Below are 26,254 nucleotides of genomic sequence, written 5' to 3' on the forward strand. Positions count from 1 at the left end.
CTTTGATCAGACATTAGCCAAATCACTACATGCTTATCACTACCGTTCTCCTGAAACCCAGGGTTATTTCATTCTGGATCTAGGTAACGAGTTTAAATGCTTTCAGCCATCACATACCTGAATGCTCGAAGGCTGAAAAGACTTATCCTCATCAATGCATAAAATATTGCAATTTAGAATGAAACAGCCCTGCCTGAAACCCTCTTTATTATTGCCTTTTGCCTTTTGCCTTTTGCCTTTTGCCTTTTGCCTTTTGCCTTTTGCCTGAAAAGCATAAGTAATGTGGCTCAAACGTTGTTGACTCAACCAACAAGCTAATTTTCCCAATCTTGGCTAGTATCACACAAAAAACTCTCCTCAATCACCTCTTCAAAGGAATAAAGACAAGCTTCTGGAAACGTTCGTATTGGTAAATTAGTTTCCCGCAAAGCCAAATCAAGACCTGCTTCATAGGCATCGATCATTGCTTCTGACCGCCGAGACTTTAAGCTGGGATTTTGCCGTAAATGCCGTTTAATAGCCCGACGTTGCTCTCTAATACTCAAAAACCAACTGCGGCTACGATTCTCTGGCTGATACTGCCACTTGAGCAGATGACCAAGAAGAACGCAAAGGCGACTTACCAATTCCCGATATTCCTGTCTTCCCAATGCTTGAATTTCTTCCTCCAGATGCTGCCAATCAAGCTTAGAAAATTGCTTATGCTTCAGTGCTTGGGCCTGCTGCTGAGTCCAAGCATAAAAGTCTTGCTGGTATAGGGAAGGTTTATCCATACATTTTAAAAAGTTATTACAGTTTTTTACATTACCCAAAATACCTATATATTTTATTCTCTCTTGCCTTTTGCCTCTTGCCTCTTGCCTAAATTAGTATGTTTACAACTCGAATTAAAATACGACTAGCTGGAAAAATCTTATCCATTATAAACCTTTATCAACCTTACACTATCAATCTGTCCAGCCCTCAATCATTGCCATCAAAATATTCACCAGCGGGTGGTCTATAGCTTCTTTTAAGGCTTCAGTTCCTTCAGCTTCCAAGGCATTGATTACTTTAGCTTTCAGGGTAGGATTACTCTTGATTTCTTGAGTGACCTTAGCTACAGTTTCTAATTTCTCCATTTCGGTTGTGGTTGGGTTGGTTTGTGAGAGTTGGTTTAGGAGTTGCTGAATCTCTGCTGCTGCCTCTGCCAAATTTTGTTTTTGGGTTGGGGCATAGTAGTGCTGAGTGCCAACTATTTGGCTGTCATTGGCTGTTCCCGCGTCACCAAAACCGATTGAATAATTGCTCTGGTCTATGTTGAATGTACGCTCTTCTGATATAGGTGGACTATCTACTGTGTTTGTGATATAAATATCATTATTCATAGGTTTGCTAGCCATAACCTTGATGATTTCTTTTAGATCCGCACTTTGATGACGATAAATCTGTATTTGTTCATCCTTAGCCTTTAAGTCAGCTAGATATTTTTCCTGAAATATTTTAAGTGATAAATCATAATTATGGATGAAATTATTGTGAATTTCTGCTTTGTTGAATTCCCTAGGTATGTTGATGCGAATCACGATCGTACCATCCCCCTTATTCTCAATAGATTGAATCGCTAGCTCCTGTGCCCCGCTTTCAACTTTTAGCTTCTCGAATGAGGGAATAAATGCCTGCCAGTTAACTCCATTAATGAAAATCAAATCAAGAGTTTCTAAAACTTTTTTAAATAACTTAGTAAATTCTCCTGGAGTAAAGTTACCGCTATGGGGACGGCGCTCTTGTTTAGAATCTCGTAGATAAACATAATAACAAATTATCCCATCAAGATTTGTGGCACGATTGATATTCCAGTCTTGTATACAAGCCCCAGTAAAATTGGCTTGTTCAAACTTAGTATTCAATGCTTGAACTGCCGTTAGATTAGCTCCAGTCAAATTGGCTTGATTGAGATTAGCTTCACTGAGATTAGCTTGACTGAGATTAGCTCCAGTAAGATTAACGTTACTAAGATTAGCTTGAGTGAGATTAGCTTGAGTGAGATTAGCTCCAGTAAGATTAACGTTACTAAGATTAGCTCCCCTAAGATTGGCTCCAGTTAAGTTTCTTTCCATGAGCTCTGGAACTAACTCAGTGTTCCTTTCCCTCCACTGATTCCAAGCTTCTAGTCTTTTTTGATATAAAATCAGGTCTTCGTTGTTGGCTTGCTGCTGAGTGATAAAGCTAATTGGAGCAAGATCATTCCAAGTGGGAGGCAATTCTGCGGGATTCTGGAACAAAACTGGCAACCAACTAGCACAGGGAAAATCATTCTCTAATCCTTGCAGTTGTTCCCGTGCTTCCCTTACTGAAATATATAACGATTTTCCCCTTGAAAATGACTTAAGAAATCCCTTTAAAAACTCCTGAGCCACTAGATCTGGTACTGGCTCTCGCATCACAATAACTTGCGGGATGTGCAAGTCAGTTAAACTTTGTGCTAAACCTAGCCCATCACAAGAGTTAAATATAGCTATCTTTAATCCCCGTTCAATTGAAGCTTTTAAAGCATTTTTTAACTCACTAATTATTAAGCTATCTGTTCGGTTAATAGAAATATAGCCACTCTTGCCATCTACTTGGCTGTAACTATGCCCAGAAAAAAAGAGGATATCCCAGCCTTTGTCGTCCCATAGTTCCCTATCTAATTTCAGGCGTGACGGCTCAACCAGAAACGTAATTTCTGTATTAGGTAAATGTTCTAGTAATTCTCGGTCTGTTTCAAGATTAATTCCATCACTGTTTCCCAAAACAGCTAAAATTCTCACCTTATCGTTGATAATAGAAGAGACGGTGCGCTTAACTCTATCATAGGTTAATTCCGCCAAAGCAACCTCAGCATACCGATAAAAATCAAAAATTTCCCACAGATGCCAGGGGATTCGTCGTAACTGAATATTTTCCACTTGGATAATTACGCGAATTTCATCAGAAGGACTTAAATTTTTAAGAAATGCCTCTTTGATGACACGAAAATCTTCAGAATTAAGCCAAGTATTTAGACTTTTTTCCAAATTTCTGGATAATTGGCGAAACTGATCGATACTGATGATAGAAGTGTTTAGCTGTGTTTTTTTATTCAAAGAGCGTACAGAAAAGCCTAGGTTTTGATATATTGAATACCAGCGCTTATGGAGTTTTGCCAATTCTGGTGCTGGGGGCAATTTTCCTAGTATTTCTATTGATGGAAGAGCACGCTCATCTCCAATTTTTAGAGTAGCTGAAAAAGCAGTTTCCAGGTTTCCCTCTCCTAGATTTATTACAACTAATTTACCCATTTCCATTTTATAATTATAAAAACTTAACAACTACACCATAAATAAATATGTATAACTGAACTTATCATAGTCTATTTTAACACTGAATTTATCTCCATAATCAGCCCTAAACCTTAGCTGGATGCCAAGATCACCAAGTTGTGATTGTGCTTCTATAAAAGTTTCAGATAAGTCATAATCAAGTACAACCAACTTGGTATTTTCTGGTAAATCGTTTGGGTTGCTGATAGCATATAGCTGTAGCAGAATATCTACTTCATTATTACTTTCTATAGCCACATGGACGACTAAAGCCATCTGGCATCCATTATCCCAGGTAATTTTTTTAACTCGATTGACTCCTTTTATGTGCCTAGGAGCATCTCTATAAGAATATTGTATTCTTCCTAAAATATCTTCCCATGGATACCAGTTTTCTTGCTCAGCATCATAAAAGTCATTGCGCAACCAATTGTTCAATTTTACTGGCTTCTGATCAAGTTCAGTCTGCCAGGGATTTAGGAGTGAGGTTTCAGGTTCTACCTTTAGCTCATAAATTGGCTCATAACGATGAAAGGAGTCTTCTAATGGCTGACGATCTAACACTTGCTCGACTGACAAAACTGGAAAACTAGAGCCAATATAATTTAATTTTTGAGCATTTAAGGTTACCAAGGCTTCCAGATTATTAGCGATTGCATAAACCAACTCTTCAGCAACTTCAAAACCTGTAAGCTCTATCAGGTCGTATAATCGATCTTTCTCTAAGATGGTGTAATCGACAGAGCATTCCTTTAGAATTCCCATTACCATAGAGAAAATTTCTCTAGCATCTTTTTCCCCCCTCAGGATTTTGGCGTAATAAAAGAATTTAGCTACAGTCGCTTTGGCAACATAGCCCTCCATGCGCTGGGATTCAATAATTTCCAACAACTTTAGCGTCTGTTCTGAAAACGACTCTTGCTCGATCAGGAGACACATCAAGACACTTAAACCTACCAAAACCCTCATGATTGAACATCTATAGCAGTTTTCAAATGAACACACCCATTGAATCTTGGTTACAGCAACAGCTCATTCTCAGCTTACCCCCTCCCCTAATCAAGGATGGGGGCTATTCAAGTCAAAACCGCTGTATGCATCTTGTTACTAAATTTAGTAGTCCCTGAATTGAGAGTCTTGCGGAATCTCGGGGTTGACTGAAGACTGTTTACCTTTTACTAGGTTACGCAATCGCGCTGATTTAGACCCCTTTGATAGAGAAGACCGAGGTTTACGGCTGCTTGGCTCCTGATCCAGTACCTGGTTTAGATTCTCGTTCATCTCCAGGAATAACTCTTGCAATTCATCCAGACGCCTCTCTACATGGGAGTCAGTCTTAGGTACAGTGGATCCTCCCAGGGATTGAGCAACTCCTTGAATCGCAAGTGCGAGATCAGTAACATTGGTTTGTTTTCTGAGGTTCTCAACGGAGGATTCTACTACTGTTAAACGTTCTTCTACTGAGTCATCGGTTTCCAAACCCTGTCTCAGCAGTCTGTTGATTAACTCTGTCACTGAAATGCCCTTCTCCTCAGCGCGGTCTTTGAGGGCTTGTGCTAGGTCTTCAGATAGTCTGAAGCTAACTAGTTTCCTAGACATAACAATTTATTCACATTAACTAGTGATATACGTATTATAGCTTTTTTGGTAGCTAGTGATATATGTATTATAGCTGCTTGCTGATCAGTAATTACTATAATATCGTTCCTATAACCCAGTTAATATAGGGATTTAAGCTATTTTCAAAAAGATATCCCCGACGTCAGCCTTTCTGCTAGTGGCCAAATGTGATATACATATGATATACAAAAGATGTACATTATTTAAGCTGCCCACATGAAACCTGCGACTCTAAGAGACTTTTTCAGAAAAGTGAGAACTCCGATAGCGGTAGTGAGCGCAATACTTGTCGGAGTTAACGCTGGGGTTCAAATTTACCAAAATTTAGATTTAAATAGTCAAATCCAGGAGATTATCAACAAAACCTGGGATCATAGTGAGTCTTCTGCTGAGACAAGCAGGAAAGATACAGACTTTCCTGGATATCGAGGTCCTAAATCCTGAAGAAGCTACGGAAATTCGTAACCTGCCCACCTAGCGGCAAGGGGAATGGGTCGATGAGGGTGTATCTCTAGCTATGGTCCCTGTTTTAGGGAGGCAACTGAGTTGGGGCTTAGAAATTTTTCCAGTCCCTTTTGGTATAGTAATTAGAATAATTTGGAGAAAAAGCTGGATGTAGCATTTCCGATCAAAGTCTTCCCATTGCGGTAAGACTTCCCTTTAAGCTGGTTGACTCAAGGCTTCAGTTAGATAATCTGCCGCTGCTTCCACTAATGCGATCGCATTTTCATAAATCATGCGAGTTGGTCCAATAATTCCCACACTTCCCACTGGGACTTGGTCTTGCTGATAGTTAGCAGATACCAAAGTACAGCCACGCATCGGTTCCAAGGAATTCTCGGCACCAATCCTAATTTTCACACGAGACTTAAATTCCAACTCTTCCGGTACCTTAAAGATTACTGACCACAGTTGCTCCTGTTCCTCTTCCAACAGATGTAGCAAGTCTAGAGTCTGGTCTATTTCCGAAAATTCTGGTTGACGCAACACCTCTGAGATGCCACGAATCATAATCGGGCTGGACTTAGGTACTACAGTGCGACGGGTCAACTCAGTTAATAAATTGCTTAAAAAATCCGCATAGCGGACAAATTCTCGGTCTAATTCACTCCAATCTAATTTCTCCAATTCCGTGAGAGTTCGCCCTCGCAGCTTACTATTCAAGAAGTTAGATAATATTTTTAACTCCCGCTCCACAATCGACTCATCAACCGTGCTATCATCCTCTGACTGGGGCAGATTCATCAATACCGACTGAGTTTCATAACTATCCGTAACTATAATCAACATCACCTGTCCTAGCTCTAGGTGCATCAACTGTAGATGGCGCAGGCGAGTAGTGCGATTGTCAGGGAAAGTAATTAAAGCAATATATCCACTGACTGTTGCCAGAATTTGAGCAGCATCCCTTAGCAATACCTCAAACTTAGCTTCCTCCCAGTTCAACTTCTCTGCCAGTAAATTTTCAACATACTGACTCAAGGTTTCTGACGGTTGAATCAGCTGGTCAACATAGGTTCGATAACCTGAATCAGAAGGAACCCTACCTGCAGAGGTGTGGGGTTGATATAGTAGTCCAACTTTTTCCAACATACTCATGCAAGAGCGAATCGTGGCTGGACTAACACTCAGGTCATATTCTTGAACCAAGGCTTTAGAACCAACCGGTTCCGCCGTGGCAATATAGTGACGAATAGTCGCCCAGAGAATATGTTGTTGCCGAGTTGTTAAACTTAGTTGTTGGCGAGACATTTTGAACCAAAGCTGAACTTAATTTGAAAGGGAAAAAAGTCTAAATTAGAGGGAGGAGTTACCATTAAGGTGATCAAACATACTAATAATGGAATGTTGCCTAAAAGCTGGGTCTAGTTAAGCCTGCTTTAGTCCAAAACAGTAGGGCTGATAATTAGATATCCCAATCAATCACCAAAAATCAGGGTTGGTTTTGGTGAAACTTGGAAGTATCTGGGATTTATCCATAGCTATGGCAGCGTCTGCTCACCCAAGGATTAAGTTGGTTATTAATACATTTTATCTAAAAATATTTGCTGTAAGAACATTTGTTCTAAGATAGCAGAATCTACTCATAGCAGTAGTTAGTAGTGAGCTGCAATTAGTAACGAGGAATGCTATGATCAACTATGATTGAGTATGCGTCAATACCCCCAGCTACATTCTTGACATTCGTGAACCCCTGACTGATTAACCACTGACACATCTGAGCAGAGCGCATACCATGATGGCACATCACCATGGTTTCAACTGCGGGATCAAAGCGAGTAGAGATTTCCCCAGACCACTGAGCAAATTCACTCAAAGGCAGAATTTCAAACCCTTCTATAGAAGCGATCGCAACTTCTTGCCGTTCTCGGACATCAATAAGCTGTAACTGCTCCGGGGAATCTGCCATCTGCCTTGCCAGTTGTTCAACACTGATTTCAAGAAGAGGTTGATCAAACGATTGAGCGACCATAGGACGTAAATAGCTGTAACGCGCTTGTTTTCGTAGTTTTGACCTTTATTCTACCTCTAGTAATCGCAATTTTATTTATTCACCCTAAATATAATGAGCAGATGATGGGGTGATCAGCTATGGTGGCTGATTAATATGTAGCAATATTTAAAGTAGTTAATATCAGGATTAACATCAGCTGTCAGCCCTCAGCTATCATTTATAAAATAAACATCGAACACGATAATTTAATAGTTCGAGATTTTACAAAATTGAAAGTTTGGGCATTTGTCCATCTAAGTATTCAGGCATTGTCTGATAGCTGATAGCTGATAGCTGATAGCTGATAGCTGATAGCACCTCAAGTAGCGTGCGCATTAGCTGATAGCTGATAGCTAATTGCTAAGGAATAAATTAACGCCAAAGGTATCAAATAATAATTAATGTGGCAGATAGCAGAGTGTCACAGGTGTTGCTATCGAACAACAGAGGTTTATAGGAAAATATAAGTAAGTACTGTAATTTCTAATAGTTTACTGCTACTCAAATAGGGAGGAAATAGTAACAACTAGTCTTAGGAGGGTTTTGCAATGGTGCGACAAGGTGTTAGAGGAGTCATAGCTTTAATAGTAGCCCTCTGTTCTATGCCCGTTTTATCTCAGACAGCGAATTTTGCTTCTTTAAACTTATCACCGGGTTTTTCCCCAAGTCAGGGAGAAGTCAGTGGTCACACCGGTGGTGCTTACTCGTTGTCATCGATGGCAAATAGCGATCGCAACAATGATCCCTGTATTGGTTTTGGAGACCCTACTCCAGATCACCTGATGGTTTTGGAGGCAGATTTACCCAGTTTAACTATAGGGGTCAACACAGAGGGAAAGGATACCACTTTACTGATTCAGTTTCCCAACAATCAAATCCTTTGTGGGGATGATACAGGTTCCAAAAAAGATGCCAGCATAACCGCACAAAATTGGCCAGCTGGCACATACCAAATCTGGGTTGGTGCCTTTGAGGGAGGACAACGGTGGGATTACACCCTGACGGCTGTTGAGTAACCAAAAAGCGATGCAGCGAGGTAGCGCGGTCTTGGGGGAAACCCCCACTCGCTATTCCATCAAGACAAGGTAAACTAGTTAGTAATTTGTTCAAGCGTTAATTATGGTGACCCCTAGTGCTATCTGCCCTGATTGCTGACTTCCGTATTATCTTTGAGCGTGACCCAGCTGCTCGGAACTGGCTTGAGGTTTTGTTCTGCTACCCCGGCTTACAGGCTCTGCTGTTCCATCGCTGCTGTCACTGGTTACATGGGATTGGGATTCCATTCATTCCTCGACTGCTCAGTCAGTTATCCCGATTTGTTACAGGTATTGAAATTCATCCGGGTGCCAAAATTGGTCATGGTGTGTTTATCGACCACGGTATGGGTGTGGTGATTGGAGAAACCGCCATTGTGGGAGACTACTGTCTAATCTATCAAGGTGTTACCCTCGGCGGTACAGGAAAGGAAAGTGGGAAGCGCCACCCTACTCTAGGAGAAAATGCGGTGGTGGGAGCTGGTGCTAAGGTGCTAGGGAATATCCAAATTGGTAATAATGTCCGCATTGGTGCTGGGTCAGTGGTCTTGCGAGATGTTCCTTCCGATTGTACTGTGGTCGGTATACCAGGTCGGATTGTCTATCGTTCCGGTGTACGAGTCAATCCCCTTGAACATGGTAGCTTGCCTGACTCAGAAGCCAAAGTAATTCGAGCGTTAGTAGACCGGATTGAGTCTCTCGAACAACAGCTACAAGAGTTAACTCAGCAAAGATCTTCAATGGCATCAATGATGTCTGATCACTCTTCAACACCAGATGCTCCAGAGAAGGGGGCTAAAGCCCCATGTTGTGATCTCCAGGATAAAGAAATTCGGCAGTGTTTAGATAGTTATGGGATTTGAGCTAGTTGTCAAATGTTAGCAGGTTAAAGGTTGAAGGTTTTACCTGTCGTTCCTGTTGGCTCTAGACAGGGAATCGGATTAGTAACACAATAGAATATTTTAACCACACCCATTTTGGTGTGACCCCGAAGCTAAGGATTAACAGCTTTTTGAAACCACTCCCCAGAACTGTCTTGGTAGTAAAGCCATCGGTTTTGGGGGAAACCCTGCAACCTTAGGTGATCAACCTTGACTGGTTCGAGCAATAATAGGCAAAAATTTGGCAAAGGCTGATCTAGGGCAGGTGGTGGTGGGGAAAAGGCTTGTTTATCTGGTACTCTAGCAACACCAGGGTCAGGCCACGCAAATTGTAAGCGAGCTGCATCGGAAAGATTTTGCCAAGTCTGCTGGCGGACTTGTTGAAGTCCTTCGTCAGGATAATCAGCAGTGATCAGGGTCAACTGGCCTGCTAAACGAAATTGTTCGCGAGTGTTGGGAAAGTACCAACAAACTTCTCCCCAGGGATGATGATTAATGTCGTGAATTTTCTGGCTACGGGTATCGGTAATAACTTTGAGTTGGTTGGAGTTGTCCAAAAAACCCCGAAAAACTACGGTGCGGTTAGCAGGATAGCCCTTGGGGTCAACGGTTGCCAGTTGAAAGTAACGAGCATAAGGTAGGCTGCGATTGTGATGGATTGCGCGAGCTAGGGGCGATCGCCAAACAGCAATAGGCATTTTTTTTTAGACATAGCCCATAAAATAGCGGAAAGGTGAGCTTTCCGCATCTAATTATTAAATTCGCCACGGGTCGCACCTAAATGTAGGGTAGTTTCAAGCTCAGGATGGAAGCAAGCCCCAAGTTGGCTGACCAAAGACCCTGAGGGCGCAAGCCCCTGGATTCTATCCCGGAGACGAAACCTTAGGAGAGTGGAGCCTTTATGGTTGGCAGGCTATGCATAAAAAGGTTAAAACTTATTGATTAGCGATGCAGCGCGGTCTTGGGGGTTTCCCCCATGAGCGACTGCATCAAGACAAGGCTCCACTCTCCTTACGGTAACTTCAAACCATGGGGTTAGCCCGAACAGGAATTTATTCCCTAACTGCCCGAAAATTTTCGTCCTAAGATATCGACTATAATAGAAAGCAATGCATCAATACCAAGGAGGTGATTTTAAGTGTTGGTTATGGAATTCAATGCTGTCCTTAAAGAGCCTCAAAAGTTGGCAATAAATGAAGCCATTAGAACGGCTCGTTTTGTCCGTAACAAGGTACTTCGGTATTGGATGGACAATCGTGGAACAGGGAAGAAAGAACTCTATCGATACAACACTCAACTAAGGGAAGAGTTTGAATTTGTTAAAGACCTCAATAGTCATGCTTGCCAAGCCTCTGTTGAGAACGTAGAACGTGCTATCAAACGTTTCTTCGATAACTGCAAAAAGAAAATTCCTGGAAAGAAGGGTTATCCTCGTTTCAAGAAACATTCTAGGTCAGTCGAGTATAAGCAATCTGGATGGAAGTTATCCCCAGATAATAAGTCCATAAAATTCACCGACAAGAAGGGGATCGGAAAAGTCAAGCTCAAGGGTACATGGGACTTGTGGAGATTCGAACAAAAATTAATCAAGCGAGTTCGGATTGTCCAAAAAGCCGATGGTTACTATGTCCATTTTTGCGTCAAAGTAGACAATTCAGAACAATTAGAAGCCACTGGCTTTACTGTTGGATTGGACCTAGGCTTGAAGGAATTTTATACCGACTCTGACGGATACTCTGAACCTAATCCCAGGTTTTACAAAAAAGGTGAAAAGCGCGCTATATTTTATCAACGTCGAGTTTCTCGAAAAAAGAAAGGCTCTGCTAACCGTAAAAAAGCAATTAATAGACTAGGTAGGACACACCTTAAAATAAGTAGACAACGTGAAGAGCACGCCAAGAGACTGGTTAGAAGTTACCGTAAGATAGTGGAGCCTTATTACAAAAGATTTAACCCTTTTATGCAAAGCCGAACACCCATAAAGGCTCCACTATCTAAGGTTTCGTCTCCGGCGCGCTGCGTAATCCGGTCTAACGACCTGGTCGCCTACGTTCGCGCAGCGTGCCGAAGGCAAGATTTAAGAGTTAAAAACCTGGTTAAAAACCACTGTTTAGCTAAGTCTATTAACGATGCAGGTTGGTACCAATTTCGAGAGTGGTTAGAGTATTTCGGCCAAAAGTTTGGTCGGATAACTGTCGCAGTTAATCCAGCCTACACAAGCCAAAATTGTTCCAGCTGTGGTGAAGTGGTCAAGAAATCTTTATCGACTAGAACCCATGCCTGTAAATGCGGGTGTCGGCTGGATCGTGATGTTCCTTCGGAACCGCTTCGCGAACACAATGCTGCTAAAAATATCCTAAGCAGAGCCTTGGGTACCGTGGGGCACACGGGAACTTATCGTGCGGTTCGTTCCAACCAGGAGCTTTCAGAAACTGAAAGGGTATGGGTTGGGGGATTCGCGAGGGTTAAAACCTCAAAAATCCTAACTATCTAACGGATATGGGTGAAAACCCCATCCTTGAGGAGACAAGTGACTCCCTATCTGGCCACACCGAGCAGGCGGCAACCTCGCAGAGTGAAGCTGGCACCAGGGCGGAATCAGAGGTGAAACAGATTAGCCACACTGCCGCTAACGGGGAGGTGACACGGGTAAACAAATCCTAGAAAAATGTCTAATCCGGAAGCCACAATCTGAACAAAATACAATGTGGACTTCATCCTCTCATTCTCATAGTGTTCTGGTAGGGATAACTATAAACTCCGAGAAGAGGATAGGCAAATTGGATTGCCCTAAATCACCAGAATAATCTGTTGGATGGAACGAATAAAAACGACAGCAAAAATATGGGTCTGAGGATAGGTCGTAACCTCGGTAAGTTATGCCAAACTTAATCCCCACTGTCGGGTAAGATGCGCTCAAAACTGGGCGCGGGTATCCAGAATACACAAACTCTAAGAAGAGCATAGTTAGACACATGAGAAAACAATCTTATAGTGAACTGTGGAAAGGACAAAACTGGAAGCAACTCCGGAAGAATCTCTTCCGCCTACAAAGACGAGTGTATAAAGCGGTTCAAGCTGGTGACTTGAGGAAAGCAAGGTCTATACAGAAGCTGATTCTGAAATCCCGTTCGGCACAGTTATTGGCCATCCGTCAAGTGACACAGCTCAATCAGGGCAAGAAGACCGCCGGTATCGACGGAAAAACTGCCCTAAAATACAGCGAACGGTTTGAATTACTTGAAAGACTAGTATCCAGTGCGGAAAATTGGACGCACCAAGGGTTACGGGAAATCCCAATACCCAAGAAAAACGGGGGTACAAGAATGTTGAAAGTACCGACTATAGCTGATAGAGCATGGCAATGTCTAGCAAAATTTGCTCTCGAACCAGCACATGAAGCCAAGTTCCATGCCCGGAGTTACGGATTCAGAACAGGCAGAAGTGCTCATGACGCCCAGAAACAGATATTCAACAATCTGAGTTCCAACAAAAACGGCATAAATAAGAGGGTAATCGAACTGGACATCAAGAAGTGCTTCGACAAAATCTCCCACAAATCCATCATGGATAAGTTAATTGCACCAGCAAGTTTAAAGACTGGGATATTCCGCTGCCTCAAGGCCGGAGTTGACCTGGAATTTCCTGAGCAAGGAACACCGCAGGGAGGTGTAGTCAGTCCACTTCTAGCCAACATAGCACTTGACGGAATAGAGGAGATTCATCCTAGCGTCCGATACGCAGACGATATGGTAATTTTCCTAAAGCCAAAAGATAACAGCGAAAAGGTACTGAATAAAATCAAAGCCTTCCTCGCCGAAAGAGGGATGGAAATTAGTGAAGAAAAGACCAAGATAACCAAAACGACAGATGGATTTAACTTCCTGGGCTGGTATTTCCGAGTCCAGTATGACGGAAGATTCAAGAGCTACCCCGCTAAGGAGAATCTCAAGAAATTCCTAGAAAAAATAAAATCCATAGTCAACAGCTCGAATTATGGAGCAGAAATCAAAGCAAAGAAACTAGCACCCATTGTAAGAGGTTGGAGAAACTACCATAAGTGGTGCTGTATGGAAGACCCACCTAATAATTTATACTTCCCGATGAAATCTGCCGAAAAGAAATTCCGAAAGCAGAAATCAATAAATCGGTACGAATCCAAAAGATTATTAGGAAAAGCCTTCCCAAAAGTATCATGGGAAGAAAACGGCCACACAATGGTTAAAGGAATTAAGTCCCCTTATGACGGAGACTTAACCTACTGGAGCAAGCGTAACAGCATACTCTACAATAACGCTACATCAAAAGCTTTGAAGAAGCCAAACCATTCCTGCGGATATTGCGGATTAAAATTCATTGATGAAGAAAGAGTTCATCTCCACCACATTGATGAAAATCACGACAACTGGAAGCCTGAAAATTTGATGGCAGTACATCAAAGTTGTCACCAATACATCCATGGGAGCAGACCGAAAGGCCAGGATATCCAGGAGCCGTATGAGGGGAAACCTTCACGTACGGATTTGAAGGAGAGGTGCTCCCCTTAATAGGGGACATCGACTCTAATAAAACGCTTGGGGAGATCTGTCCTCTACTCTTCCTGGTTCCGGCTGGCCCACGCAAGACGGGTCTGTGAGCCAAGAATCCCCTGCCTTCTAGGCATGGGGAGTGTCAATAAACGTTAGAATCCCAATTAGAATCCCAATAGACATCTCCAGACACTCGGTTTTGACCCAGGCAGTGCAAGGGTTTGAGGTTAATTTTTGGAGATGTCTAATCTAATCACTCATACAACTATTGGCAGCACAACCAGCACCAGGAGATCAACTGATGTTCCTCAATGAACTGACACCAATTTTTGAAGAATTTACTCAGCAGCCTGTCGCTTTTTTGGGCGGATTTTTTTCAGGAGTGTTCCGCCTGAATCTCTCAGATGATCCTCTCAAGAGTTGGTTAGAGGCTCAAAATGGCTCTGAGATATACAAAGATGGTCATAACACAAGCGAAAATGATAAAAATAAAGGTCCGCAGTCTATTTCCATTGATTAAGAGCTAATTCAACTATATTTAGCCTGGTTATTTGGGGTCTAATTGGTGCTTAAGCACTACCCCAATACATTTTTTTGATGAATTATGAAATACTGTCAACTAGACAACCACTGATAATCCCGTAAGTGAGCTATCATGAAACGGTATTCACAAGTTCAGTGGATTCCTTTGGTAAAATTTTGATTTTGCTTCCCCCCCCTGGGGTGGTTGGCCACTGTCGAAATTTACCACTGGTTCCTCAGACATGACCGTGAGCAACCAAAATACGTTGTACTCCGTTCTTCTGTGCCTCTGAACTTTAGTTCTATGTTCTGCCTCATCGATCGACATGACCATTTACGTCGGAAACCTGTCCTATCAAGCCACCGAAGACGACTTAAAAACAGTTTTTGGAGACTACGGCACCGTTAAACGAGTTGTTATGCCCACAGACCGTGAAACCGGCAAAATGCGCGGGTTTGCCTTTGTGGAAATGACAGAATCAGATCAAGAAGACTCAGCTATAGAAAGCTTGGATGGTGCTGAGTGGATGGGACGTAGAATCAGGGTCAATAAAGCCAGACCTCGGGAAAATAATAATCGTAACACTCAACGGCGCAATTCCTGGTAGTTGGTAATAAGCTGTTGAACATCTAATTGGTACGACTGATTAAGTGTTCAGAATTTGACCATTGACCGTTGACCGTTGACCAGTACCAGTCAACAGTCAACACGATTCATGTACTTAAAACGTTCATAATCTTAAATACACTCTAATCTCCTAGACAAATACCCAATCCTCTAGCGGTTCTCACCAAAGTTCCGTTAGGATTCACAGCTTGATAATGCTTAATCGTTTCCTCAATCGGTACACTCACCACCTGGCGATATTGCCATGTCACCATCCGGTCATATTGTTCATTGGCGATTAAGTCAACTGCTGCCACACCAAAGGCTGAGGCAATTAAGCGATCAAGGGGTGAAGGAGTGGCACCCCGCTGGGTGTGTCCAAGAACTGTCACTCGCGTTTCCGCTCCAATCGAATTACAAATCTCTTGGGCTAGATATTGGCCAATGCCACCTAATCGACATTCACCAAACCCCACATTACTCTGAAGCACCTCACCGCTTGCAGTGCGAACCGCCTCGGAAACTACGATTAAACAGAAGTTTCGCCCCTGCTCCTGAAGTTGCTTAATTTTATGGCAGACATTGTTAAGGGTATAAGGAATTTCTGGAATCAGAATAACGTCAGCCCCTCCTGCAATGCCAGCACTGATAGCAATGTGACCAGCATCACGCCCCATCACTTCCAAAATCATCACCCGGTCATGGCTAGCCGCTGTGAAGTGTAAGCGATCTAGAGCTTCGGTGGCAATGTTAACGGCAGTGTCAAACCCAATAGAGCGTTCGGTAATGGCAACGTCATTATCGATAGTCTTGGGTATACCTACCAATTTCATCCCCCCTTGTTGGGCAAGTTTGCGCAAAATCGCCAAACTGCCATCGCCCCCAATACCAATGAGAGCGTCTAGACCCAGTTGGTGATAGCCATCAGCAATATCAGCGCTGCGATCGCATAGCGTACCATCTGGCATCGGAAAAGCAAAGGGGTCGCCTTTGTTAGTAGTGCCAAGCATTGTACCACCCATAGTCAAGATGCGATCAACCTTGTCCAAAGTTAGGTTAATCGCTTGAGGAGGATTTTGCATCAACCCCTGAGTAGCCCGACAGATGCCAAGCACCTCCCAGTTGTAAGTAGCCACAGCTCGGTGAGTCACAGCTCGAATCACCGCATTGAGACCAGCACAATCTCCACCACTGGTGAGAATGCCAATGCGTTTAGTTTCTCCCATAATCTCCGTTTAAGGTTGCAATGCCTATGTTCACATCAATTTGACCTCAGGTATAGGCTATTAGACAAGAAAAATGGTGTGAAGATTTGATTTCTGTATTTCTTCTAAAGTTATTAAGCATCATTAAAAATGCCTTCCTAAGATAGAAAGTGAAGAGGACTAGGCACTGGGCCAATCGGTACTCTTCCGATGGCCAATAGGCCACGCTACGCGAACACCAACATCTCTGACAAACCAAGTGCCCTAAGACCTAGGGAGGACAAAAATTATGGCAGAGGTAGCTGAACCTAGAACTCAAGAAAGAGCCCTGGATCGGGATTGTAAAACGTTATCCCGTCACGTTTTCGAGCAACTCCAAAGTTTTTCCATGGAGGCACAAGACCTCAGTGCCCTCATGAATCGCATAGCCCTAGCTGCCAAGCTAATTTCTCAACGCTTGAGCCGAGCTGGTTTGATGGAAGGGGTGTTAGGATTCACGGGTGAAGTCAATGTGCAGGGTGAATCTGTCAAAAGGATGGATCTCTATGCCAATGATGTCTTCATCTCGGTATTTAAGCAAAGTGGTCTCGTCTGTCGCTTGGCATCCGAGGAAATGGAAAAACCCTACTATATCCCGGAAAATTGCCCAATTGGACGTTACACTCTGCTATATGACCCCATTGATGGTTCCTCCAATATCGACACCAACTTGAATGTTGGTTCGATTTTTTCGATTCGTAAGCAAGAAGGAGAGGATCTAGACGGGGAAGCCCGTGATCTTCTGCAAAACGGGCATAAGCAAATTGCTGCTGGCTACGTTCTCTATGGTCCGAGCACAATGCTGGTGTATTCCATCGGTACGGGTGTTCATGTCTTCACCCTCGACCCAAGTTTGGGAGAGTTTATCCTGTCGAAGGAAAACATTAAGGTGCCAGAACATGGCCCAGTGTATAGCACCAATGAAGGAAACTTCTGGCAGTGGGAAGAATCAATAAGGGACTATATTCGCTATGTCCATCGCCATGAAGGCTATACTGCTCGCTATGGTGGGGCATTAGTGGGAGATTTTCACCGCATCTTGCATCAGGGTGGTGTCTTCCTTTATCCCGGTACTGTTAAGAAACCAGAAGGGAAGTTGCGTCTACTATACGAATCTTCTCCCCTAGCCTTTTTGATAGAACAAGCCGGAGGCGCTGCCAGTACAGGTACTGAAAACATTTTGGACGTTGTGCCAAAAACCCTCCATGCTCGTACTCCATTAATTATTGGCAGCAAAGAGGATGTAGCTTTGGTCAAGTCCTTTATTGAGGAAAAAGCAAGGCAGGCGCAAGAAAAGTTGGAAGTGGCAGGGCACGTAGATCAGGGTTAACCGGTTGAAGGTTAACTGGTTGAAGGTTAAGCGGTTGAAGGTTAACTGGTTGAAGGTTAAGCGGTTGAAGGTTAAGCGGTTGAAGGTTAACTGGTTGAAGGTTAAGCGGTTGAAGGTTAAGCGGTTGAAGGTTAACCGGTTGAAGGTGGCTTTGAAAACCTCCCTACCCTTCGGTTTATCCTTTGGGGTAAGGCGACGGCTACTCTTTGAGAAAGGCTTTACCCCACTCCAACCAACCGTCAAGCCAATAGTCAAGCCAATAACTTTCAACCAACCAACTAACCCTACACCGAACCCCAAGGCGAACAACCTTGGCCAAAAGGCCACGCGATCGCGTTCAACCAACCAACCTTCAACCAACCAACCTTCAACCAACCAACCTTCAACCAACCAACCTTCAACCAACCAACCTTCAACCAACCAACCTTCAACCAACCAACCTTCAACCAACCAACCTTCAACCAACCAACCTTCAACCAACCAACCTTCAACCAACCAACCTTCAACCAACCAACCAACCTACCCTAAGGGAATGCCAAAGGCGAACAACCAAATAACTGTAAACCCTTGACAAATAACAAGTAAGGAGCTAAGCAATGACAACGACAGCCGAGAATCCGATTTTTCAGATTGAAAAAAATTATGGTCAGAGTATCTGGATGGATAATCTGAGCCGCACGCTGATTGAGTCTGGAGAACTCAAAGAACTAATTCAAACCCGGGGAATTTGTGGGATCACTTCAAACCCAGCAATTTTTGAAAAAGCGATCGCAGGCAATGCCATCTACGATACCGATATCGAAGCCGGTATTCGTGCCGAGAAGTCGGTGATGGAAATTTACGAATCCCTGGTATTTGAAGACATTTCTAATGCTTGTGATATCTTCAAACCTGTCTACGACGAAACCAATGGGTTAGATGGTTACGTCAGCATTGAAGTCCCACCCACTATCGCTAAAGATACTCAAAGCACGATTTCCGAAGCCCAACGCTATTACCAAGCTATTGGTAGGGAAAACGTGATGATTAAGATTCCCGGTACCCCAGAAGGGTTACCCGCAGTAGAGCAAGCTATCAGTGAAGGCATCAACGTTAATGTCACCTTGCTCTTCTCTGTAGAAAGCTACGTTGAGACATTCTGGGCTTATATCCGGGGTTTGGAAAAACGAGCGGCAGAAGGGAAAGATATTAGCAAGATTGCTTCTGTAGCTAGTTTCTTCCTCAGCCGCATTGATAGCAAAGTGGATGCAAAATTGGAGGAAAAAAGTGCGGCGAGCGATGACCCGAATTTGACAGCGAAGCTAAAGGGAATCGAAGGCAAAGTTGCGATCGCTAATGCTAAAATTGCCTACCAGAAGTACAAAGAAATTATCCAAAGCGATCGCTGGAAAGCTCTATCAGCAAAAGGGGCACAGGTACAACGGTTATTGTGGGCAAGCACCAGCACCAAAAACCCTGCCTACAGCGATGTGATGTACGTCGATGAACTCATTGGACCGAATACTGTCAACACCCTGCCTCCCAATACTATCGAAGCTTGTGCCGATCACTGTTCCCCAGAAAGTCGGATTGAGACAGGTGTTGAAGAAGCTTACCAAACCATCAACTCTCTAAACGATCCTGATGTCAATATCAATCTCAGCCAAGTTATGGATGAATTGCTTGATGAAGGGATCGTTAAATTTGTTAAGCCCTTTGATTCCTTAATATCATCTTTAGAAAGCAAAGTCAAACTATTGGCTACGGTGTAATAGAAGACGTTTAAGGTTTCCAGTTAATTTAGGTTGAAGGTTGTCGGGTGACAAAATGGCTTCGATAGAAAGCTAATGTAAAGTCTTAACCTTGGCCAATAGGCACGCGCGTCGCGTTCAACCTTCAACCTACCCTAAACCAGACCCCTGGGCAAAAATAACCTTTAAGCTTTACCCTTGACCCTGATCACCTTCAATAGGCAAAGATGGTTACTCTGTTAGAAAATCCCTTAAGAGTGGGCTTGCAACAGGAGCGCACGCCAGAACCATTGATTATGGTGATTTATGGCGCGTCCGGAGATTTGACTAAACGCAAGCTTGTACCAGCACTTTACCAGCTTAAACGAGAACGACGGCTACCACCAGAAATTACCATCGTTGGTGTTGCCCGTCGAGATTGGACTCATGACTACTTCCGGGAACAAATGCGGGAGGGAATCGAAGAATTTTCCGACGGGATTCAATCGGAGGAGTTGTGGCAAGACTTTGCCGATGGCCTGTTCTACTGTTCCGGTGACATGGATAAACCGGAAAGTTACCAGAAGCTGAAAGCTTTCTTGGCAGAACTCGATGGTAGACGGGGAACACGGGGAAACCGGGTATTTTATTTAGCCGTAGCTCCCAGATTCTTTACAGAAGCCATCCAGCAATTGGGGGCAGCGGGAATGCTGACTGACCCAGTAAAGCAGCGCTTGGTAATTGAAAAACCCTTCGGGAAGGATTTAAGTTCAGCTCAATCTCTCAACCGGGTGGTACAAAAAGTTTGCAAGGAAGAGCAAATTTATCGCATTGACCACTATCTGGGTAAAGAAACTGTTCAGAATCTGTTAGTGTTCCGCTTTGGTAATGCTATCTTTGAGCCCCTGTGGAATCGCCAGTTTGTTGACCATATCCAGATTACCGTAGCCGAATCGGTAGGGGTAGAAGAACGGGCAGGTTACTACGACAAATCCGGCGCACTGCGGGATATGGTGCAGAACCATTTGATGCAGCTATTTTGCCTAACGGCCATGGAAGCTCCCAATGCTCTGGACGCTGACAGTATCCGTACTGAAAAGGTCAAGGTGATTCAAGCTACTCACCTGGCAGATATTCATAATCTAGAAAATTCAGCAGTGCGGGGTCAGTATTCAGCAGGTTGGATGAAAGGCAAACAAGTGCCTGGGTATCGCGAAGAGAAAGGGGTTGACCCCAATTCCACTACCCCCACCTACGTCGCCCTCAAGCTACTGATTGATAACTGGCGCTGGCAAGGAGTGCCCTTTTACCTCCGCACGGGTAAACGACTGCCGAAGAAAGTCAGTGAGATCTCAATTCAGTTTCGTAAAGTTCCCTTAATGATTTTTAAATCTGCGGCTCAGCAGACTAGCCCGAATGTCTTAACCCTGCGCTTGCAGCCCAATGAGGGAATTTCTCTGCGTTTTGAGGCAAAACGGCCAGGACCAGATTTGCGCACCCGCACTGTAGATATGGACTTTAGCTACGGTTCTTCCTTTGGCGTGGCAACCGCTGATGCCTATAATCGGCTGTTACTTGACTGTATGTTAGGGGATCAAACCTTGTTTACCCGTGCTGATGAAGTGGAAGAAGCCTGGCGGGTAGTGACACCAGCCTTGGCAGCTTGGGATGGTCCGGCTGATCCAGCATCCATACCTCAGTATGAAGCAGGAACTTGGGAACCGAAGGAAGCCGAACACCTAATTAATCGAGATGGACGTCGCTGGCGCAGACTTTAAGTTAGTTAGTCAGTAGTGACTATTGACTAGTGACTACTGACTAATGACTAGTAAGTAATGACTATTGACAAAAAACAAGTGAATTGCTATGGCTACACAATCTCCTCCGGTGCTTTCGATACAACCTCCCAAAGATGTTTCCTTGGGTGAAATTGAAGCGGAACTGCGTCAAATTTGGCAAAGCTATGGTGAAAACGGTGACTCTCCCAGTGCGATCAGGGCAACCACCTTTAGTTTAGTGGTTTATGAACCCGAAGAAACCCAGCAGCTATTAGCAGCACTGGGATATTATTCTGGTCCAATCGATGGTATCCTAGGTCCACGCATGGTCGCTGCTCTCAAGGCAGCACAGAAAGCCTACGGATTGGCAAGAACTGGTAAAGCAGATGAGGCGACTAAGGCAAAACTACGGGAGGAATACAATGAATCTCTCCAGAAGGGACAGAGACAGAAGAATCTACAGTATTCCGGTGATTTAGAAGGATTTGGAATTGCCGATGCGATCGCAGCCTCTAACCCCTGTCGCATTATTGCCCTTTGTCCTATTGCCGGGGAAGATGAAGGGGTTAAGGCTCAGGTATCTGCCTCTTGCCCCATTCAAAAGCAAAGCCAGAGTACATTAATATGTTGTGAATACATCACTCTAACTGGCACCGCTGCTGCTTTGGAACGGATTAGCGGTGTCATTTCGGAATTGATGTTAGCAGAACTGCCGAAATTCCTCTGGTGGAAGGGAACTCCTGATCCTGAGCATGGGTTGTTCCAACGGTTAGCAGGGCTAAGTAATACCGTCATTGTTGACTCAAGTAGCTTTACCAATCCAGAGGAACAGTTATCACAAATGTGTGAGCTGATCAATCAGGGCACACCAGTGGCTGACCTAAATTGGGCACGGTTGGCAGCATGGCAAGAGTTAACCGCAGAAGCATTTGATCCACCAGAACGTCGTGGGGCAATCTACGAAGTTGATCAAGTTACCATTGATTACGAAAAAGGGAATGAGGCTCAAGCACTGATGTTTCTCAGTTGGTTAGCGTCTCGCTTAGAATGGCTTCCCACGTCTGATCTCAAAGAAGGTGGGGATTACGACCTGCGGCGTGTTAAATTTATCAGACCCAACCAGCAACCTGTAGAAGCAGAATTGGCAGCTATCCCCGTAGCTGATGTCGGAGATGTGGCAGGTGATTTGATTAGCCTGCGCTTGGGTTCGACCAACCTGCAAGCTGATTGCTGCACTGTGTTGTGTTCACAAACCACAGGTTGTATGCGGATGGAAGCTGGTGGTGGGGCTCAGTCTTGCCGCATTCAGCAGGTATCGCCCTTGTTTGACCAGAAGACAGAGTTTTTGCTCTCTCAGCAATTACAACGCTGGGGTAGGGAGATGCTATACGAAGAAAGTATGGCAGTGACCAAGGAAATTTTGAATTTGACGGTAACAAGTTGAAGGTTTCACAAAAGCGTTGAAGGTTAACAAGTTGCACGTTCAATTTTGAGATCATAAACTTTAACCTTAAAACCTTAAACCTTCAACTATTCAATGGCTTTAATCATCGCTGGTGAACGTAGTGGGGTGGGCAAAACAACAGTTACGCTCGCCCTATTATCGTATTTATCCAAGTGTAACTATAAAATTCAATCCTTTAAAGTCGGTCCGGATTACATTGACCCCATGTTTCATCAGCGGGTTACTGGACGTCCTTGTCGGAATTTAGACCCAGTATTAACCTGTGAAGATTATGTTAAAGAGTGCTTTTATCGCCATTGCCAGGGAGTAGATTATGCCCTGATTGAAGGGGTGATGGGGTTATTTGATGGAGCATCAGGAAAAGATGATTTTGCCAGCACAGCTCATGTAGCACGGTTGTTAGACGTACCAGTGTTATTAGTGTTGGATTGCTCTCGGTTATCTCGTTCCGTGGCTGCGATCGCATATGGCTATCAATCCTTGGATCCCAGGATTACCATAGCTGGAGTAGTATTGAATCGAGTCGGAAGCTCACGGCATTTGGAATTGCTCAAGGATGCTCTCGAACCATTACACATTCCTGTATTAGGAGAGCTACAGCGTCAGGATAATATAACTATTCCCGATCGGCATTTGGGCTTGATACCTACTGCTGAAATTACTCAACTGGATGCTTTGATTAACCGACTTGCTGATCTAGGACAGAGTTGCTTTAATTGGGAGCATCTTGACTCAGAGTTGAAGGTTAGTAGGTTACAGGTTGTTCGCGAAGCGTGGCCAATAGGCCAAGGTTTTTCTGAGTTGAAGGTTAACAGGTTAGAGCTTAACTCTGAGTTGAATGTTGGCCGGTTAGAGGTTGTTCGCGTTCGCGCAGCGGAGGCCTTTGGCCACGCTACGCGAACGGCTTTGCCGAAAGCGTGGCCTATTGGCCAAGGTTCTCTAGACAACCTGCAACCAAATAACCTGCAACCTGTAACCTCTAATAACCTGCAACCTGTAACCTCTACTAACCTGCAACCAAATAACCCGCAACCTGTAACCTCTACTAACCAGCAACCTGTAACCTCTACTAACCAGCAACCTGCCCTAATCCGAATTGCTGTAGCATGCGATCGCGCTTTTAGTTTCTATTACCAAGACAATCTCGATAGTTTGGAACAGCTAGGAGCAGAGTTAGTGTATTGGAGTCCCCTCACCGATACTACTTTACCTCCTGATTTACAAGGGATGTACTTTGGTGGTGGTTTTCCAGAAGTTTTTGCTCAGCAACTCGCTGCAAATACTAGTGCGCGAGAGTCAGTAAGAACAGCTATTGAGTCAGGAATGCCCACTTATGCTGAGTGTGGCGGATTGATGTATTTAGGGGAGCAGATTACAGATTTTGACGGGAAATCTTGGTCAATGGTAGGGGTATTACCCACGGTTACGGTGATGGGAAAATCCCTTACTTTAGGATATCGACAGGCAACTGCTTTGGTAGATGGACCATTGTTACCTGCCGGAGCAACGGTTTGGGGACATGAATTTCATCGCTCCCACTTGACAGTCATGCCCTCCAATCCCTTGTTTGAGTTACGGGGATATCACCAGAGAAAGGTTGGAGTGGAAGGTTGGCAACTGTATCAGCTCCATGCTTCCTATGTTCATCTCCATTGGGGTAGTTGTCTTGAGGTTCCCCTGGGATTTTTGCAACGCTGTCAGCAGTTCACTTTTGAGGGAATGACAAGTTAGTTAACGACTACACAGGCAATCAGTCTAGTTTGTTCTTTAAAAGTTTATCAAATCAATCTTTGCCTGTTTCCTGTTGCTTGTTGTTTTATTTAACTACTTTTTTTTAACATATTCCACCAGTACCAAAAAATTAATAACGGAAGCGATGCAGCGCGGTCTTGGGGAGGCAGCGCGGTCTTGGGGGTCTCCCCCATGAGCGACTGCCGTGGTTTCCCCCATGAGCGACTGCATCAAGACAGTGATAACAATGAATTGAAGTACTGAAATAGTCAAATATTATCACTGTTCCCTGTTCTCCGTTCCCTGTTCCCTTTAAACCAAAATACTATATCCTCAACTATTCTTCCCTTGCTATATTTTCAGGCAACGCAATAATATTCAGTCTTCCTTGTAAATCCTCCCTAGAATTTATCGGAATTAGATGCCCTAGGTAAGGCTGATATTGAAATAGTTGATAGTCTCTATCTCTGAGAAAATCAGCAACAGCTAGGTTACTACCCCGACTCCCTGCAATATTTTCGTATAGTATCGTTGGGGTAAATTCCGTTAAAATTCTGTTGCTGCCTGTTAAAACTTGCAGTTCATGACCTTCTGCATCAATTTTTAACAAATCAACCTTGCTAATAGCTTCTTGCTCAATCAAACTATCCAGAGTAAAGCAGGAAACCTCCTCAAAATTACCTGGTTTGACCGTTGCTTCTTCATCACTAGAAACAATTTCATTAAGTTCGCTAGCACCATGAAGAGCCAGTTGAGCAGTACCATTGCGATCGCTAGCTGCTCCTGCACAAACTTTCACCCACTCTAACTGATTAATAGTACAGGTTTCTTCTAAACAACGAACACAACCAGAAAACGGTTCAACCGCTAGCACACAGCCTTCTGATCCTACTCGTAAAGCAGCACTAAAAGTGTAGACTCCCACATTAGCACCAACATCAATTACAGTCATCCCAGGTTGGAGCCAGTTGCGCCAAAACTCCATTTCTTTTTCAAACCAGTCTCCTTGAGCAATTAACACACTTGTCACCAAACTCCGGAGACTTGGCTCAACCGCTAATAGTAACTGCTCTTCAAAGGTTACATAAGTAAATGGACTTTCAAGCTCCAATTCAGTCCATTCAAACCCGATTAAATCCGAATATTCGTCCCTAATCTCGCCAGCCCTAGCTAGCCCCATATCTCGCCAATACTTAGCTAAGTCTATCTGTCCTAAATCTCGATAAGCGAGGTATAGGGATTGTATAATCCTAGCCGAATAGGGAGCCAAATTTTTAGCCTGGTGTAAATTAAATAATCCTTCCCATTGACTATTGATCAGGTTGGCAATTCCCAACTTTAAATGAATAGAAGGGGAATCGGAGAAGAGTTGAACAGCAAGATGGAGAAATCTTAATCCCGTAGCATTATAAAACACCAATTGTGAGCGACATAAAACCTCACTTAACAAAAAAATTGATTGAGCGTAGCCATCCTCAGCATCTAGAATGTGAGCCAATTGCTCATACCGATTATCTGTAAAGTCATTTCCAGGAGGTAGATAAACTAGTCCTAGAGGAATGGATTGCTCATTAATATCAGCAGGATGTAGGGTATTAATTAACGTCGGAAATGCTGTTTGTATCCCCTGCTCCATTTCTCCAGTCATGGCGAAAACTAGAGCTAAATGAGCAGCACACAGGGGATGATCAGACAACTCAATTCCCTGACTCAAAGCATCAAAAGCCATCTCAAGATACATGGCACGTAGGGATGAGTTTTCACATTGCTCAGCTTCAATTAATGCTATTACAGCACAGTTGTTCAATTCTATAGCAGAAGTCGGATTCTCCCAAGAGGTACCTTCAATACTGGTCTCTACAGTAGATAAAGCCTCTGAATCCAGATTCAGACCAGCACTTTCGAGATATTGCCAATAGGAATCAGCATAATTGACAGACATTTCCGCTTTCTCTCAATAAAGGTTCGCTGTACTGTTTATAGCTCT

Annotated in this window: 23 protein-coding genes; 13 read left to right on the forward strand and 10 right to left on the reverse strand. The window is 43.7% G+C overall.

The window, feature by feature from the left end; all coding sequences use genetic code 11:
- Positions 1-314: 314 nt before the first annotated feature.
- The 6 genes from F6K64_RS25025 to F6K64_RS25050 form a co-directional block, all read right to left on the reverse strand.
- A complete protein-coding gene (locus F6K64_RS25025) occupies positions 315-773 on the reverse strand; it encodes a DUF29 domain-containing protein (RefSeq protein ID WP_008187971.1) in 459 nt (152 codons plus the stop codon).
- A 174-nt stretch (positions 774-947) separates the two neighbouring features.
- Positions 948-3,302: a pentapeptide repeat-containing protein gene (locus F6K64_RS25030; protein ID WP_287266663.1), complete on the reverse strand. Its 2,355-nt coding sequence runs from the start codon at positions 3,300-3,302 to the stop codon at positions 948-950.
- A gap of 30 nt (positions 3,303-3,332) precedes the next feature.
- Positions 3,333-4,292: a DUF1822 family protein gene (locus F6K64_RS25035; protein ID WP_071106121.1), complete on the reverse strand. Its 960-nt coding sequence runs from the start codon at positions 4,290-4,292 to the stop codon at positions 3,333-3,335.
- Between the two features lie 144 nt (positions 4,293-4,436).
- Entirely contained in the window at positions 4,437-4,922 is a 486-nt protein-coding gene (locus F6K64_RS25040; protein WP_071106120.1) for a ribbon-helix-helix protein, CopG family, read from the reverse strand.
- Positions 4,923-5,603: 681 nt separating this feature from the next.
- Complete coding sequence (gene hrcA, locus F6K64_RS25045) at positions 5,604-6,695, reverse strand: heat-inducible transcriptional repressor HrcA (protein ID WP_008187976.1); 1,092 nt, start codon at positions 6,693-6,695, stop codon at positions 5,604-5,606.
- A 361-nt stretch (positions 6,696-7,056) separates the two neighbouring features.
- Positions 7,057-7,416 carry a rhodanese-like domain-containing protein gene (locus F6K64_RS25050; RefSeq protein WP_008187977.1) on the reverse strand — a complete coding sequence of 120 codons (360 nt, stop codon included), beginning with the start codon at positions 7,414-7,416 and terminating at the stop codon, positions 7,057-7,059.
- 623 nt (positions 7,417-8,039) lie between these two features.
- Between F6K64_RS25050 and F6K64_RS25055 the strand changes: the two genes are divergently transcribed.
- Both F6K64_RS25055 and cysE read left to right on the forward strand, forming a co-directional pair.
- Complete coding sequence (locus F6K64_RS25055; protein ID WP_287266666.1) at positions 8,040-8,453, forward strand: hypothetical protein; 414 nt, start codon at positions 8,040-8,042, stop codon at positions 8,451-8,453.
- A 116-nt stretch (positions 8,454-8,569) separates the two neighbouring features.
- Positions 8,570-9,334, forward strand: a complete 765-nt coding sequence (cysE, locus tag F6K64_RS25060; RefSeq protein WP_008187983.1) for a serine O-acetyltransferase — start codon at positions 8,570-8,572, stop codon at positions 9,332-9,334.
- A gap of 131 nt (positions 9,335-9,465) precedes the next feature.
- Here cysE and F6K64_RS25065 read toward each other — a convergent pair whose 3' ends face one another.
- Positions 9,466-10,050: an Npun_F5749 family FMN-dependent PPOX-type flavoprotein gene (locus tag F6K64_RS25065; RefSeq protein WP_008187984.1), complete on the reverse strand. Its 585-nt coding sequence runs from the start codon at positions 10,048-10,050 to the stop codon at positions 9,466-9,468.
- A gap of 449 nt (positions 10,051-10,499) precedes the next feature.
- Between F6K64_RS25065 and F6K64_RS25070 the strand changes: the two genes are divergently transcribed.
- The 5 genes from F6K64_RS25070 to rbp all read left to right on the forward strand — a co-directional run bounded on the left by F6K64_RS25070 (position 10,500) and on the right by rbp (position 15,011).
- The gene (locus F6K64_RS25070) at positions 10,500-11,846 is read left to right on the forward strand and encodes an RNA-guided endonuclease InsQ/TnpB family protein (protein WP_287266667.1); all 1,347 of its coding nucleotides are present in this window, start codon (positions 10,500-10,502) and stop codon (positions 11,844-11,846) included.
- A gap of 5 nt (positions 11,847-11,851) precedes the next feature.
- Entirely contained in the window at positions 11,852-12,016 is a 165-nt protein-coding gene (locus F6K64_RS25075) for a hypothetical protein (protein WP_008187986.1), read from the forward strand.
- A gap of 311 nt (positions 12,017-12,327) precedes the next feature.
- Positions 12,328-13,899 carry a reverse transcriptase domain-containing protein gene (locus tag F6K64_RS25080; protein WP_044494610.1) on the forward strand — a complete coding sequence of 524 codons (1,572 nt, stop codon included), beginning with the start codon at positions 12,328-12,330 and terminating at the stop codon, positions 13,897-13,899.
- Between the two features lie 283 nt (positions 13,900-14,182).
- Positions 14,183-14,401, forward strand: coding sequence for a ssl0294 family protein (locus F6K64_RS25085; RefSeq protein WP_044494637.1), 219 nt, complete (start codon positions 14,183-14,185; stop codon positions 14,399-14,401).
- Positions 14,402-14,729: 328 nt separating this feature from the next.
- Positions 14,730-15,011 (forward strand): RNA-binding regulator, encoded by a 282-nt coding sequence (rbp, locus tag F6K64_RS25090; protein ID WP_008187989.1) that lies wholly within the window; start codon positions 14,730-14,732, stop codon positions 15,009-15,011.
- 142 nt (positions 15,012-15,153) lie between these two features.
- Here rbp and F6K64_RS25095 read toward each other — a convergent pair whose 3' ends face one another.
- Positions 15,154-16,236: an ATP-dependent 6-phosphofructokinase gene (locus F6K64_RS25095; protein WP_008187990.1), complete on the reverse strand. Its 1,083-nt coding sequence runs from the start codon at positions 16,234-16,236 to the stop codon at positions 15,154-15,156.
- 268 nt (positions 16,237-16,504) lie between these two features.
- On the opposite strand from F6K64_RS25095, the gene fbp reads away from it, so the two are divergent.
- The 6 genes from fbp (at position 16,505) to F6K64_RS25125 (ending at position 24,267) form a co-directional block, all read left to right on the forward strand.
- Positions 16,505-17,584: a class 1 fructose-bisphosphatase gene (gene fbp, locus F6K64_RS25100; protein ID WP_008187991.1), complete on the forward strand. Its 1,080-nt coding sequence runs from the start codon at positions 16,505-16,507 to the stop codon at positions 17,582-17,584.
- Between the two features lie 4 nt (positions 17,585-17,588).
- Positions 17,589-18,155: a hypothetical protein gene (locus F6K64_RS25105; protein ID WP_287266668.1), complete on the forward strand. Its 567-nt coding sequence runs from the start codon at positions 17,589-17,591 to the stop codon at positions 18,153-18,155.
- 25 nt (positions 18,156-18,180) lie between these two features.
- A complete protein-coding gene (gene tal, locus F6K64_RS25110; protein WP_008187993.1) occupies positions 18,181-19,335 on the forward strand; it encodes a transaldolase in 1,155 nt (384 codons plus the stop codon).
- 206 nt (positions 19,336-19,541) lie between these two features.
- The gene (gene zwf / locus F6K64_RS25115) at positions 19,542-21,071 is read left to right on the forward strand and encodes a glucose-6-phosphate dehydrogenase (RefSeq protein WP_008187994.1); all 1,530 of its coding nucleotides are present in this window, start codon (positions 19,542-19,544) and stop codon (positions 21,069-21,071) included.
- An 88-nt stretch (positions 21,072-21,159) separates the two neighbouring features.
- On the forward strand, positions 21,160-22,515 hold the full coding sequence (opcA, locus tag F6K64_RS25120) for a glucose-6-phosphate dehydrogenase assembly protein OpcA (RefSeq protein ID WP_008187995.1): 1,356 nt from the start codon (positions 21,160-21,162) through the stop codon (positions 22,513-22,515).
- Positions 22,516-22,608: 93 nt separating this feature from the next.
- Positions 22,609-24,267: a cobyrinic acid a,c-diamide synthase CobB gene (locus F6K64_RS25125; RefSeq protein ID WP_008187996.1), complete on the forward strand. Its 1,659-nt coding sequence runs from the start codon at positions 22,609-22,611 to the stop codon at positions 24,265-24,267.
- 93 nt (positions 24,268-24,360) lie between these two features.
- Here the strand turns inward: F6K64_RS25125 and F6K64_RS25130 are convergent, their stop codons facing one another.
- Positions 24,361-24,486 (reverse strand): hypothetical protein, encoded by a 126-nt coding sequence (locus F6K64_RS25130; RefSeq protein WP_008187997.1) that lies wholly within the window; start codon positions 24,484-24,486, stop codon positions 24,361-24,363.
- 118 nt (positions 24,487-24,604) lie between these two features.
- Entirely contained in the window at positions 24,605-26,209 is a 1,605-nt protein-coding gene (locus tag F6K64_RS25135; protein ID WP_008187998.1) for an FkbM family methyltransferase, read from the reverse strand.
- Between the last annotated feature and the right edge of the window lie 45 nt (positions 26,210-26,254).

The sequence above is a fragment of the Moorena sp. SIO3A2 genome (assembly GCF_010672265.1).
Lineage (GTDB): Bacteria > Cyanobacteriota > Cyanobacteriia > Cyanobacteriales > Coleofasciculaceae > Moorena > Moorena producens.